The sequence below is a fragment of the Zestomonas carbonaria genome (genome assembly GCF_904061905.1).
GTDB classification, from domain to species: Bacteria; Pseudomonadota; Gammaproteobacteria; order Pseudomonadales; family Pseudomonadaceae; genus Aquipseudomonas; species Aquipseudomonas carbonaria.
Map to the genome: position 1 here is coordinate 249,037 of NZ_CAJFCI010000080.1, position 13,592 is coordinate 262,628.

The 13,592-nt window shown below is 64.1% G+C and carries 12 protein-coding genes; 8 read left to right on the top strand and 4 right to left on the bottom strand.

All coding sequences use genetic code 11. From position 1 onward, the window contains the following. Positions 1-80 precede the first annotated feature (80 nt). From PSEWESI4_RS22135 to PSEWESI4_RS22145, 3 genes are all read left to right on the top strand, one after another. Complete coding sequence (locus PSEWESI4_RS22135) at positions 81-839, top strand: carbonic anhydrase family protein (protein ID WP_187673383.1); 759 nt, start codon at positions 81-83, stop codon at positions 837-839. 701 nt (positions 840-1,540) lie between these two features. Then, entirely contained in the window at positions 1,541-4,780 is a 3,240-nt protein-coding gene (locus PSEWESI4_RS22140) for a hybrid sensor histidine kinase/response regulator (protein ID WP_187673384.1), read from the top strand. Positions 4,781-4,840: 60 nt separating this feature from the next. Further along, on the top strand, positions 4,841-5,491 hold the full coding sequence (locus PSEWESI4_RS22145) for a response regulator (RefSeq protein WP_187673385.1): 651 nt from the start codon (positions 4,841-4,843) through the stop codon (positions 5,489-5,491). Between the two features lie 207 nt (positions 5,492-5,698). Here PSEWESI4_RS22145 and PSEWESI4_RS22150 read toward each other — a convergent pair whose 3' ends face one another. After that, positions 5,699-6,703, bottom strand: coding sequence for an NADP-dependent oxidoreductase (locus PSEWESI4_RS22150; RefSeq protein ID WP_187673386.1), 1,005 nt, complete (start codon positions 6,701-6,703; stop codon positions 5,699-5,701). Positions 6,704-6,933: 230 nt separating this feature from the next. Between PSEWESI4_RS22150 and PSEWESI4_RS22155 the strand changes: the two genes are divergently transcribed. Beyond that, positions 6,934-7,695 (top strand): SDR family oxidoreductase, encoded by a 762-nt coding sequence (locus PSEWESI4_RS22155; protein WP_187673387.1) that lies wholly within the window; start codon positions 6,934-6,936, stop codon positions 7,693-7,695. Positions 7,696-7,837: 142 nt separating this feature from the next. Then, positions 7,838-8,722: a bile acid:sodium symporter family protein gene (locus PSEWESI4_RS22160; RefSeq protein ID WP_187673388.1), complete on the top strand. Its 885-nt coding sequence runs from the start codon at positions 7,838-7,840 to the stop codon at positions 8,720-8,722. Between the two features lie 103 nt (positions 8,723-8,825). Here the strand turns inward: PSEWESI4_RS22160 and PSEWESI4_RS22165 are convergent, their stop codons facing one another. The 3 genes from PSEWESI4_RS22165 to PSEWESI4_RS22175 form a co-directional block, all read right to left on the bottom strand. Then, the gene (locus PSEWESI4_RS22165) at positions 8,826-10,016 is read right to left on the bottom strand and encodes a benzoate/H(+) symporter BenE family transporter (RefSeq protein WP_187673389.1); all 1,191 of its coding nucleotides are present in this window, start codon (positions 10,014-10,016) and stop codon (positions 8,826-8,828) included. Between the two features lie 13 nt (positions 10,017-10,029). After that, complete coding sequence (locus PSEWESI4_RS22170; RefSeq protein ID WP_187673390.1) at positions 10,030-10,629, bottom strand: LysE family translocator; 600 nt, start codon at positions 10,627-10,629, stop codon at positions 10,030-10,032. 154 nt (positions 10,630-10,783) lie between these two features. Next, complete coding sequence (locus tag PSEWESI4_RS22175) at positions 10,784-11,215, bottom strand: MarR family winged helix-turn-helix transcriptional regulator (RefSeq protein WP_187673391.1); 432 nt, start codon at positions 11,213-11,215, stop codon at positions 10,784-10,786. Between the two features lie 81 nt (positions 11,216-11,296). Between PSEWESI4_RS22175 and PSEWESI4_RS22180 the strand changes: the two genes are divergently transcribed. The 3 genes from PSEWESI4_RS22180 to PSEWESI4_RS22190 all read left to right on the top strand — a co-directional run bounded on the left by PSEWESI4_RS22180 (position 11,297) and on the right by PSEWESI4_RS22190 (position 13,497). After that, positions 11,297-12,463 (top strand): aminotransferase-like domain-containing protein, encoded by a 1,167-nt coding sequence (locus PSEWESI4_RS22180; protein ID WP_187673392.1) that lies wholly within the window; start codon positions 11,297-11,299, stop codon positions 12,461-12,463. Positions 12,464-12,475: 12 nt separating this feature from the next. Continuing rightward, positions 12,476-13,078: a glutathione S-transferase family protein gene (locus PSEWESI4_RS22185; RefSeq protein WP_187673393.1), complete on the top strand. Its 603-nt coding sequence runs from the start codon at positions 12,476-12,478 to the stop codon at positions 13,076-13,078. Between the two features lie 65 nt (positions 13,079-13,143). Then, on the top strand, positions 13,144-13,497 hold the full coding sequence (locus tag PSEWESI4_RS22190) for a GFA family protein (RefSeq protein WP_187673394.1): 354 nt from the start codon (positions 13,144-13,146) through the stop codon (positions 13,495-13,497). Positions 13,498-13,592 lie beyond the last annotated feature (95 nt).

A 13,592-nucleotide genomic window follows, 5' to 3' on the forward strand; every position in this document is an offset into this window, starting at 1 on the left:
TGGAGCTTGCGGGGAAGATGGTATTGGTTGCGGCCGCAACTTTTGCGAATGCCAAGTTGTTTCTCCGATAGGGATTTCTTATGAAGAACGAAACCTGTTGCCACACTTCCAGCCCATGCAACGGTGAACGCCGAGGCGTCTTGAAAGCCGCCCTGGGAATTGCCGCCCTGGGGATGACGGGAGGAGCGGCTTTCCTGGGATCGGCGGGTGTCGCCCATGCGGCGGCCCTGACCAGGGCGGAGCGGGACCGGATGACGCCCGGCCAGATCGTGGAGCGCCTGAAGCAGGGCAATGAGCGTTTCCGCACGGGCAGGATGCAGCAGCACGATTACCTGGCGCAGAAACGGGCGAGCGCCGATGGCCAGTATCCGGCGGCGGTCATCCTCAGTTGCATCGACTCGCGCGCGCCCGCCGAGATCATCCTCGATGCGGGGATCGCCGATACGTTCAACGCCCGGGTGGCCGGCAATGTCGCCAATGACGACCTGATAGGCAGCCTTGAGTTCGCCTGCGCGGTAGCGGGCGCCAAGGTCGTCCTGGTCATGGGGCACACGGCTTGCCGAGCAATCAAGGGCGCCATCGATGGCGCCGAGCTCGGCTCGCTGACCGGGTTGCTGGACAGGATAGAGCCGGCCGTGGCGGCAACGCGCTACAGCGGTGAGCGAACCGCGAAGAACGAGGATTTCGTCAACGCGGTAGCCAGAACCAACGTCCTGCTCACCATCGAGAAAATCAGGAATGACAGTGCGGTGCTGGCGGCCCTGGAGCAGGAGGGAAAGATCAAGCTGGTCGGCTCGATCTATCACCTGGTCGGTGGAAGGGTGGAGTTCCTGGCTTGACGATGGCGTGCCTGCCTCATCGGCAGGCACATTCATGTACCGGCAGTAATTCGAGAAAACTCACTGCTCCTCTTGTTGGGATATCAGGAGATTCTTATTCCTGCCCGGTTTTCTTTCAATATTGATATTTATGGGATTCAGGTCTCGCCATTTTGTCGAGTCAGGATATATCTAGTTCCCCTCGATTTTTTCTGACTGCCGAGGTGTCTTGCATGCTGTCTCAGTGTTCCCATGGTGTGTAAGAATTTTCTTAATCTTGCGTGGGAAGGTTTACTTCATGGTGATTTAAGAGGTTTCTTAGAAGCACGCATGAAGATGACCAATGTACCCACGGAGCGCACGATTGTTTTGCCGAGCCGTAGTGGATCATTGGTAACGCGAAGCCCGCTTGAGCGGTCCGTCAGGTCCAGCAGAGGCGACAGGCCCATCCCCCATGAAGAGCGAATACCCGTTCGGCCGGCTCGGCCGGAGCAGGCAGGCGTTCTTCCTATTGGTATCGACACCATTCGCTGAAACGAAGATCGATTGTGCCCGGGCAGCCGCCAGCACCCAGGGCGAAGTATCTGTCTCCGCTTCAGGGGGGCTGGCCCGGTAGTGGGATCGGAGTGATCGCACCGGGAATCTTCGAGCAGACGTTGAAAGGGCCCTGTTACCGGGGCGTGCAATGAACAAGACCAACATATGCCTGGACCCGACAACGCATGGAGAATGACAACTCCCCGATCCCCAAGCTCGCGAAAATCTCGCAACGGCTGAACGTAGGCCTGCTCGTCGTCTGTTTCCTGACACTCCTGTCCGTGGGCATCAGCTACTGGGCGCTGAGCCGGCTGATCCAGGTGGAGCAGGACAAGATCCAGTTGCACTTCATGCGGTTGATAGGGGGGATCCAGGAACACCAGAAGTTCCTGGCCCGTATCGCCCACCAGAGCGATGCCGACACGCAGGCTCGTGATCTGAGCATCGTGCCTCTGCTGCAGCGCCGGGTTGTCGGACAGCGTGGGAATATCGAGCTGCATGAAGGGCGCGAGTTCTCGTTCGCCATGCCCTTCTCCGTGGCAGCCGGGGCACGGCCGCTGAACATCGGCGAACGCTACGGCCCCTTTTCCCTGGGGGTGATGTTGGCGAACTTCTACAGCCTCTACTGGAGCGTCTCGCCCTTTCCTTCACCGCAGTCCCTGATACTCGACCTCGATGGCGATACGAGCCTGGCGGTGCCGGCGATAGGTAGCCTGCCCATCCAGCGGGACTGGACCTGGGATACCTACCTGGGGGTTGCCGGACGCATCCGTCAGCGGCTGGAGGGGCTTCCCTTGTCCAGGCGAGACCCGCATGTCCGTTGGCTGCGGGCCGAAGCGTTCGATGGGGAAGACCTGGTGCTGCTCGGCTATGTCGTCGTGGAGCTGCCGGCGTCGTTATGGTGGAAGGGAGACGAGGACCACCTGATCGTTGCCACGTCCTTGCTGCGCATGGCGTGTGTCGATGATTACGAGCGGTTGCTGGAGCATCCCATATTCGAGGAGCTGGACCTGATCTCTCCCGAAGGCGAAGTGTTGCTCGGGACGGGAGCGCTGCCACGGGATTACGACGAGGGGCTGAACTTCACCGGTAAAGGTGTGCTGATCAAGCTCGGCAGCGAGCCGGTCGATGGCTGGGTCGCGTTGTATCGAATCAGCTACCAGGGCTTCTTCCACTACGCCAAGTGGCAACTCCTGGGCATTCTGGCCCTGGTGCTGGGCGGTTTGTGCGCCGGCTGGGGAGTGACCCGCCTGTATGCCCGGCGGGTGGTCATGCCCGCTCAGGAAGCTCACCGTCATATCGTGGAGAGCGATGCCTTCAGCCGGGCGATCATCCAGACCGCGCCGGTGGCGGTCTGCGTGTTGCGACGCGATGGCGATCGACGGGTCGTGCTGCATAACGCGCTGGCCCGGGAGTGGCTGGGGACCCCCGAGCAGATCGGCATGCTGGCTCGCGACTGGTGCCTGTTCAAGGAAGACGGGGCGAGCACCGGCAGTGCCTGCACGGTGGTGGCGGGGAGATACCTGCATGTCAGCTTCACGTCGACCCGCTATCAGGGCGAGGACGTGGTGCTCTGCGCGTTCAATGACATTACCGCGCACAGGGATGCGGTCAGCGCGCTCGCCGAGGCCAAGCGTTCGGCGGATGCCGCCAGCGAGGCCAAGAGCGTATTCCTCGCCACGATGAGCCATGAGATCCGTACGCCCCTCTATGGCGTGCTGGGAACGCTCGAACTGCTCGGCCTCACCTGCCTGGACTCCCAGCAGAAGGGCTACCTGTCGACCATCCAGCATTCGTCCGCGCTGCTGCTGCAACTGATCAGCGACATCCTCGACGTGTCGAAGATCGAAGCCGGCGAGATGGCCCTGGAAACCGGCGAGTTCAGCCCGCTGGAAATGGTCGAGGAGGTGCTCCGCTCCTATGCCGCGATGGCGGCGGGCAAGCAGTTGCAACTCTACGGCTGCATCGATCCCGATGTGCCCCGGCAGGTGCTGGGCGATGCCGCGCGAATTCGGCAGATTCTCAACAACCTCTTGAGCAATGCATTGAAGTTCACCGACATCGGCCGCGTGGTGCTGCGCCTGAAGGTGCTCGGGAGAGAGGGCGGCAGAGTCGGTTTGCAGTGGCAGGTGACGGACACCGGCATCGGGATCGCGAAGGCGCAGCAGGAGTGGCTCTTCGAGCCGTTCTATCAGGTCGACTCGCGGCAGCATACGGTCAGTGGCACGGGGCTTGGACTGTCCATTTGCCAGCGGCTGTGCCAGTTGATGCGGGGCAACTTGCAGGTGATCAGCGAGGAAGGCCTGGGCAGCAGCTTCACGTTCGACCTGGAGTTGCAGGAGCTCGATCCGGAGGCCCCGGGCCTGGCGAACTTCGATCTGCGCGGCGAGATGGTTCACCTGCGGGCTCCATCGCGCGAACTGGCGAACAGCGTCGGCCTGTGGCTGAAGCGCTGGGGGGCGATAGTGATGGACGTCGAGCGGATGCCCGGCAGCCCGGGATCGAGAGCGTTGCTTCTGGATCTGTTGCCTGAATCCCTGTCCGATTTCGATTGGCCGGGGCCCCGCGTGATCGCATTGCGTGACGCCACCCCGCAGCCGCGTCATGTCGAAGGGGAGTGGCTGGTCAGCCTGTACAGCCTGAACGGCATCGGCCAGGCGCTGGAACTGGCGCGTAGCGGCCATGACCAGGCGCCTGCCGACGTCGTCGAGTCGGTTCGACCGGAGCGGCTTGGCCTGCGAGTCCTGGTTACCGAGGACAACCCGGTCAACCAGGAACTGCTCAAGGAGCAGTTGGAGGAGCTGGGTTGCACGGTGGTCCTGGCCGTCGATGGAAAGGAAGCCTTGCTTCGCTTCGACGAGGAGGCTTTCGACATTCTTCTCACCGACCTCAACATGCCGCGCATGAGCGGTTACGAGCTGACCCGGGCCTTGCGCGGGCGGGGCGAGACCCTGCCGATCATCGGCGTGACCGCCAACGCACTGCGCGCGGAAGGGGCGCGTTGCCGCGCAGCGGGGATGGATGGCTGGCTGGTCAAGCCGGTCAGCTTGCAGGCGTTGCATGACTGCTTGCTCAAGGTCGGCGGTGGAGTGGCTTCATCGCCAGTGAAGCCGGTCGTCGCGGTGGGGGAGGTGATGCCGCTGGATTCGCTGCGGGTGCCGAAGCACATGCACCAGTTGTTCGTGGACACCATGCTGCAAGACCTCGAGAAGGCTCGCCACGCACTGCGCGGCAACGATCCCGAGGCGCTCTGGCAACAGTTGCATCGCATGCGAGGAGCACTGGCGGCGGTCCAGGCTCGGTCCCTGGAAACCGCCTGCGGCGAACTCGCGGACATCCTGGCTGGCGAGGTCGCATGGGCGATCCTGGAGCCCAGGGTAATGACTCTTTTTGCACGTATCGAGGCGGACCTGCAACACCTGTAGGTTTCGTGTTCATCGAGCGTGGTTGGTGGTATGGGGGGAATCAGCCGGAATATGAAGGCTATGGAACGAATCAGAGTAGTGCTTGCGGACGATCATCCCGTCGTGCTGGCGGGGGTGCGCGAGATCGTCGAGCGTGACGAGCGTTTCGAGGTGATGGGGGAGGCACGCAACTCTTCCGAGCTGGTGAATCTGTGCCGGGAGGTGGGGCCGCAATTGCTGGTGACCGACTACAGCATGCCGGGGGACGGGACCTACGGAGACGGCATCAAGCTGATCGGGTATCTGCTGCGCAACTTTCCCGATACCCGGATACTGGTCTTCACCATGATCAGCAACAGCCTGGTCCTGTCCAGCCTGTACGAGCTGGGCGTGTTCGGCGTCGTGCTGAAGAGTGGCGGCGTCAATGAACTGCACGCCGCCTTGAATGCCATGCTGCACAGGCAACCCTATAGCGGACCGGGCGTCTCTTCGGTGCTCGGCGCGGCCTCTGGCAAGGACGATCTGCAAACGCGCATCTCCGGCCTGTCCCTGAAGGAGTACGAGGTGCTCCGGCATTTCGTGTCGGGCCTTCCAGTGTGCGATGTCGCGCGCGTGCTGAACCGCAGCGCGAAGACGGTGAGCGCCCAGAAGATTTCGGCCATGCGCAAGCTGGAAGTGAAGTCCGACCAGACGCTGCTGGCCTTCTGCGCCCAGGCCAAGCTTTTCCAGTAGGAGGGGCGGCTCCTGCCGGTGCGCACGGCGCGCCTTACCTTGTAGGATGGGTGCAACCCATCGCCATCGGAATCGATGGGTTGCACCCATCCTACGGTCCGCTCCCGTAGGGTGTGCCGCACGCACTGCTTACCAGCGTATTGCCTGGAGTCTCAGGTATCGACTCCCGGCCAGCTCTGCAAGCGACCGGCGCAGACTCCTGGGAGCTCAGACCTTCAGGACCAGCTTGCCGAAGTTTTCCCCGCTGAACAGCTTGAGCAGGGCTTCCGGGAAGGTTGTCAGGCCTTCGACGATGTCCTCCTTGCTCTTCAGCTTGCCTTCGGCCATCCAGCCGGCCATTTCCCTGGCGGCATCGGCGAATTGCGCGGCGTAATCCATCACCACGAAACCTTCCATGCGCGCACGGTTGACCAGCAACGCCAGGTAATTGGCCGGGCCTTTCACCGCTTCCTTGTTGTTGTACTGGCTGATTGCGCCGCAGATCACCACCCGGGCCTTGGGCGCCAGGCGGGTGAGCACAGCGTCGAGGATGTCGCCGCCGACGTTGTCGAAGAACACGTTCACGCCTTTCGGGCATTCACGCTTGAGGCCGGCGGCCACGTCCTCGCTCTTGTAGTCGATGGCGCCGTCGAAGCCGAGTTCGTCGATGAGGAACCGGCACTTCTCCTGGCCGCCGGCGATGCCGACCACCCGGCAGCCTTTGATCCTGGCGATCTGCCCGGCAATGCTGCCGACAGCGCCGGCCGCGCCGGAGATCACCACGGTATCGCCGGCCTTCGGCGCGCCGACGTCGAGGAGGGCGAAGTAGGCGGTCATGCCGGTCATGCCCAGGGCCGAGAGGTAGAGGGGGAGCGGAGCGCGCGATGGGTCGACCTTGTAGAAGCCTTTCGGCTCGCCGAGGAAGTAATCCTGCACGCCGACGGCGCCGTTGACGTGGTCGCCGACGGCGAAGTCCGGGTGTTGCGAGGCGATCACCTGGCCGACGCCGAGGGCGCGCATCACCTCGCCGAGACCGACCGGCGGGATGTAGGACTTGGCGTCGTTCATCCAGCCGCGCATGGCGGGGTCGAGGGACAGGTAGAGGTTCTTTACCAGGATCTGGCCGGCAGCGGGTTCGCCCAGCGGGGTTTCCACGTAGCTGAAGGTGTCGCGGCTGGGCAGGCCGACAGGGCGTTGCGCGAGCAGGAACTGGCGGTTGAGTTGGGCGGACATGGCGGGCTTCTCGTGGAGGAGGGGACTGTCGTTGATAGCCTTGCGGCGGGTTCCGGACAAGTTTCCCCCCGGATATGGAATGACGGGTCATCCAGCATGCTGATCGGGGGATGGATGTTCGATCAGCGGCATGGATGGAGGTATAGCGCGGTACCTGATAGTGCTGCCAGGCCGGGTTCCTCCCTGACTAGACTGGGCATCGTTTTGTCACCCTTGCAGAGGACTCCTACATGAGCATGACCTTCTCCGGCCAGGTCGCCCTGGTCACCGGTGCGGCGGCCGGCATCGGCCGCGCCACGGCGCTGGCGTTCGCGGCCGAAGGCCTGAAAGTGGCTGTGGCCGATCTCGACGCCCAGGGCGGCGAGGGTACGGCCGAACTGATCCGCGCCGCAGGCGGCGAGGCGGTCTTCATCCGTTGCGATGTCACCAAGGACGCCGAGGTCAAGGCTCTGCTGGATCGCGTGATCAACACCTACGGCCGCCTGGACTATGCCTTCAACAATGCCGGCATCGAGATCGAGAAGGGCAGCCTGGCCGAGGGCAGCGAGGCCGAGTTCGACGCGATCATGGGCGTCAACGTGAAAGGCGTGTGGCTGTGCATGAAGCACCAGATCCCGCTGATGCTGAACCAGGGCGGCGGGGCGATCGTCAACACCGCTTCGGTGGCGGGCCTGGGCGCGGCGCCGCGGATGAGCATCTATGCGGCTTCCAAGCACGCGGTGCTCGGCCTGACCAAGTCGGCGGCGATCGAGTACGCGAAGAAGGGGATCCGGGTGAACGCCATCTGCCCGGCGGTGATCGACACCGACATGTTCCGTCGTGCTTGTGAGACGGACCCGAAGAAGGCCGATTACGTTGCCGCCCTGCACCCGATCGGCCGGATCGGCAAGGTGGAGGAGATCTCGGCGGCGGTGCTCTACCTGTGCAGCGATGGTGCGAGCTTCACCACCGGACAGGGGCTGGTGGTCGATGGCGGCATGACGGCGATCTGAGCCGACAGGATCGAAAAAGGCACCGACGAGGTGCCTTTTTTGCATTCTGTTACACCTGTGGCAAACGCTGGCGCGCTAAGCCACTACCGCGACCTTGAGCGGTTGCGCAGAATCCGGCTGTCCCTTCAGGAGAACAATAAGAATGACCGCAAACCTGCTGAGCACGGTATTCCTCCCCCTGGCGCTGGGCATCATCATGTTCGGCCTGGGCTTGTCCCTGACCCTGGCGGACTTCGCCCGCGTGGTCAAATTCCCCAAGCCGGTGCTGATCGGCCTCGTCTGCCAGATCATGCTGCTGCCGCTGGCCTGCTTCTTCATCGCCAAGGGTTTCCAGCTCGAGGCGGCCCTGGCGGTGGGCCTGATGCTGCTGGCAGCCTCGCCGGGCGGCACCACGGCCAACCTCTACAGTCACCTGGCCCATGGCGACGTGGCGCTGAACATCACCCTGACCGCGGTGAACTCGGTGATCGCCATCCTCACCATGCCGCTGATCGTCAACCTGTCGCTGATGTACTTCATGGCGGGCGACCAGGCCATCCCGCTGCAGTTCGCCAAGGTGGTGCAGGTCTTCGCCATCGTGCTGGGCCCGGTGGCCATCGGCATGTGGGTGCGTAGCCGCTTCGCGGAGTTCGCCGAGCGCATGCAGAAGCCGGTGAAGATCGTTTCCGCGCTGTTTCTCGCGCTGATCATCCTCCTGGCGGTGGCCAAGGATTGGGAGACCTTCGTCGAGTATGCCCCGGTGGTCGGCCTGGCGGCGCTGTGCTTCAACCTGCTCAGCCTGGGCGTCGGCTATTTCGTGCCGCGCCTGCTCAATCTGTCGCAACGCCAGGCGGTGGCCATCGGCATGGAGATCGGCATCCACAACGGCACCCTGGCCATCGCCCTGGCGCTGAGCCCGATGCTGCTGAACAACCCGACCATGGCCATTCCGGCGGCGATCTACAGCATCATCATGTTCTTCACCGCCGCGGTGTTCGGCTGGTGGGTCAACCGCGTGCACGGCGCGGAGCTGGCCGCCGAGGCCTGAAAGAGGTGCTTTGGTGGGGTGCGCCACTCCATCGGTGTGCACGAAGAGCTGTCTGTAGGAGCGCGCCACGCGCGCGAATCGCGGGCATGGCCCGTTCCTGCGCTCAGTCCTTGCCCCAGTTGAGGATGAACAGCGTCAGCATCCCCGCGACGATGCCCCAGAACGCCGAGCCGACCGAGAACAGGGTCATTCCCGAGGCGGTGACCAGGAAGGTGATCAGCGCCGCCTCGCGCTCCTTGGCTTCGCTCATGGCTTGGGTCAGGCCGCCGATGATCGAGGCGAACAGCGCCAGGGCCGCGATGGACAGGATCAGCGCCTTGGGCAGCGCCGCGAACAGCGCGGCGAGGGTGGCGGCGAAGATCCCGGCAATGCCGTAGAACACCCCGCACCAGACCGCCGCGGTGTAGCGCTTGGCCGGATCCTCGTGGGCTTCCGGGCTGGCGCAGATGGCCGCGCTGATCGCCGCCATGTGGATGCCGTGGGAGCCGAACGGAGCGAGCAGGATCGACACCAGGCCGGTAGTGCTCAGCAGCGGCGAGGCCGGCACGTCATAGCCGTTGGCACGCAGCACCGCCATGCCCGGCAGGTTCTGCGAAGCCATGGCGACGATGAACAGCGGAATGCCGATGCTGATCGCTGCACTCAGGGAAAAGCTCGGCGTGGTCCACTCCGGCGTGGCGACTTTCAACTCGAAGGCGTGGAAGTCGAGCAGGCCGAAGATCCCGGCCAGCAGGCAGCCGACGATCAAGGCGGCGAGCACCGCATAGCGTGGCAGCAGGCGCTTGCCGAGCAGGTAGGCGAGCAGCATGGCGATCACCAGGGCGGTCTGCTGCTCGGCGGCGACGCAGATCTCCAGACCGATCTTGAACAGCACCCCGGCCAGCAGCGCGGCGGCGATGGAGCCGGGAATGCGCCGCATGATGCGGTCGAAGGTGCCGGTCAGGCCGATCAGCACGATCAGCCCGGAGGCGAGGATGTAGGCGCCGATCGCCTCGCCGTAGGGCACGCCCGGCAGGCTGGTGATCAGCAGCGCGGCGCCGGGGGTCGACCAGGCGACCATCACCGGCGCGCGGTAGCGCAGCGACAGGCCGATGCTGCACAGCGCCATGCCGATCGACAGCGCCCATATCCACGAGGAAATCTGCCCGCTGCTCAACCCGGCCGCCTGGCCGGCCTGGAACATCAGCACCAGCGAACTGGTGTAGCCGGTGAGCATGGCGATGAAGCCGGCGACCACCGCCGAGGGTGAGCTGTCGGCCAGTGGGCGCGGGCGGGCCTGGGTGGCTTCGGTCATTGGAGTTGCCTTGTCAGAGGTCGGAAAGAACGGGGTACAGCGAGGCCACCAGCAGCAGGGCCATGCCGATATTGAACAGGCGCAGCACGCGTGGGTTGTCCAGCCAGTGGCGCAGCAGGCTGCCGGCCATGGTCCAGAGACCTACGCTGGGGCAGTTGACCAGGGCGAACAGGGCGGCGATCAGCACCACGTTGACCAGGAAATTCTCCTGCGGCGTGTAGGTGGTGATGGCGCCGATGGCCATGATCCAGGCCTTGGGATTGACCCACTGGAAGGCCACGGCCTGCAGGAAGCTGAATGGCTTGCCGCGCGCTTCGCCGCCGTTCGGCGCACCGGCGTTGGCGATCTTCCAGGCCAGGTAGAGCAGGTAGGCGGCGCCGGCATAGCGCAGCACCGTGTACAGCGGCGGATAGGTTTCGAAGAGCTGGCCAAGACCCAGTCCGACCGCCACCACCAGGACCATGAAGCCCAGGCTGATGCCGAGCATGTGCGGCACGCTGCGGCGCACGCCGAAGTTCACGCCGGAGGCGAGCAGCATCATGTTGTTCGGCCCCGGCGTCACGGAGGTGACGAAGGCGAAAAGAACGAAGGCGAGCAGCAGTTCTGGGGTCATGGCAGGATTCCCGAGCGACAGGAGCCCAGCCTATGCGTCATGCGGCATGGCGTCGCGGTACAGCGGTTGGAGCAAATAGCGGTACAGTTCCCCCTTATGCCGGAAACGATAGGGACTGTTCCGTAGGGCAGCGACCCGATGCTTTCGTAGGGCGCTACAGGTTGCGCAACGCCTGGTTGACTGCCAGCCAGCCTCTGGCCGCTTCCTCGCCAGCTTCGGCGAAGGCCCGTTGCAGCAGTCGGCTCTGTTCGCGACGCAGCACCGTTTCCAGCTTGACGCCTTCGGCGGTGAGGCCGAGCCGGCGTTTGCGCTTGTCGTCCTCGGCGGCGACGCTTTCCACCAGGTGCATTTCCATCAATTGGCGCAACGGGGGATTCAGCGCCTGCTTGCTGACGCCGAGCACTTCCAGCAGCTCCTTCATGCTCAGCCCCGGATAGCGGGCGATGAAAAACAGGATGCGGTGGTGCACCCGGCTCAGGCCACGGCGCGCGAGCATTTCGTCGGGCCTGGCGGTGAACGCCTGGTAACCGAAGAAGAAGGCTTCCGAGGCGATTTGCTGAGCGGTCGGGTTTTTCAGGTCAAGCATATTGACGTACCTGAAGTCGGCGGCGTAGTTTCGGTCAACCAGTTTGACCCATTTTCCCCTGCCTCCGCTACCGGTGACTCCATGGCCTTCTCCGAACGCATCGCCCGCCTGAAAAGCTCCCTGATCCGTGAAATCCTCGCTGCGGCACAGCGTCCCGAGGTGATGTCGTTCGCCGGTGGCCTGCCGGCCGAGCCGATGCTGCCCAAGGTGGAGTGGGCGGAGATGCCGGCGAGCATGGGCCAGTACGGCATGAGCGAGGGCGAGCCGGAACTGCGCGAGGCGATCGCCGCCGAGGCCCGTTCGCTGGGGATTGCCTGCGAGGCGAGCCAGGTGCTGATCGTCAGCGGTTCGCAGCAGACCCTCGACCTGGCTTCCAAGCTGTTCATCGACCCGGGCACCGAGGTGTTGCTGGAAGCGCCGACCTACCTGGCCGCGCTCCAGGCTTTCCAGCTTTTCGGCGCCGACTGCCTCAGCGTGCCGCAGGAAGCCGACGGCCCCGAGCTGGACGCCCTGCGCCAGCGGCTGGAGCGGCACAAGCCGGCCTTCGCCTACCTGATCCCGACCTTCCAGAACCCGTCCGGCGTTCGCTACAGCGAAACCAAGCGCCAGGCGGTGGCCGAACTGCTCGACGAGTTCGGCGTCACCCTGATCGAGGACGAACCGTATCGCGAACTGGTGTTCGACGAGGGCCGCGCCGCACCCATCGTCAGCCGGCTGCGCAAGGCCAGTTGGATCTACACGGGTACCGTGTCGAAGACCCTGCTGCCGGGGCTGCGCGTCGGTTTCCTGATCGCCACCCCGGACCTGTTCCCGCACCTGCTGCGCCTCAAGCAGTCGGCCGACCTGCATACCAACCGCATCGGTCAGTGGCAGGCCCTGCAATGGCTGGGCAGCCAGAAGTACCGCGAGCACCTGGCCGAGCTGCGCGACTTCTATCGGGTGCGCCGCGACGCCATGCAAGTGGCGCTGGAGGAGCATTTCGCCGACCTGGCCGAATGGAACGTGCCCGAGGGCGGCCTGTTCTTCTGGCTGACCCTCAAGCAGCCGCTGGACACGCGCACGCTGCTGCAGCCGGCGCTGGAGCAGAATGTCGCCTTCATGCCCGGCGAGCCGTTCTTCGCCCAGCCGGAGCAGAACCCGGGCTACCTGCGGCTGAACTTCAGTCATGTGGCGCCGGAACGCCTGGGCGAAGGCCTGCGGCGTTTGGCCAATGTCATCCGCCAGGCGCAGAATGCCGAGGCGGCATAAGGAGACAAGGATATGTACAAGGTCTACGGCGATTACCGTTCCGGCAACTGCTACAAGGTCAAGCTGATGCTGCACCTGATCGGCAAGGAGTCGAACTGGGTGCCGATCGACATCCTCAAGGACGAAACCCAGACCCCGGAATTTCTCGCCAAGAATCCCAACGGCAAGATTCCGGTGCTGGAACTGGAGGACGGCTCCACCCTGTGGGAGTCCAACGCCATCCTCAACTTCCTCGCCGATGGCACCGAGCTGCTGCCGAGCGAGCCGCGCCTGCGTACCCAGGTACTGCAATGGCAGTTCTTCGAGCAGTACAGCCACGAGCCCTATGTCGCGGTGGCGCGCTTCATCCAGCTCTACCTGGGCATGCCCGAGGAGCGCCGCGAGGAGTACGAGGTCTGCCACACGCGCGGCTACAAGGCGCTCCGGGTGATGGAGAAGCAACTGCAGAGCACGCCCTACCTGGTCGGCGACAGCTACACCATCGCCGACATCGCCCTCTACGCCTACACCCACGTGGCCCACGAGGGTGGCTTCGACCTTTCCGGCTATCCGGCGATCCAGGCCTGGCTGGCGCGGGTGGCCGGGCATCCGCGGCATGTGGGTATGCTCGACTGACCGATGGCGGGAGCGGTGGAGCTGGACTAGGTTGTCCTTCCGACTAACTGGACGGAGCTCCCACCATGACCATCTACCGAGGCGGCTGCCACTGCGGCAGGATTTCCTTCAGCGTCAGCGGTGAGATCGACAAGCTGCTGGCGTGCAACTGTTCGCTGTGCAGCAAGCGCGGCGGACTGTTGTGGTTCGTCGGCCGCGAACAGTTGACGCTGGATTCGCCCAAGGCCGACGAACTGCCGACCTATCGCTTCAATACCCGGCGGGTCGCCCATCACTTCTGCGATGTCTGTGGTTGCTCGCCATTCAGCGAGGCACCCGGTTCGGGTGGCAAGGAGATGGCGGCGGTCAACGCGCGCTGCCTGGAGGGCGTGGACCTCGGTGCCTATGAGGTGACTCACTATGATGGGCGCAATCACTGAGTGTTTTTTATTGGGTCCCCGCGAACGCGGGGATCCAATCGACAAACCCCATGAACGAAAAAACCGGCCACTGGGCCGGTTTCTTCATCGCAGCG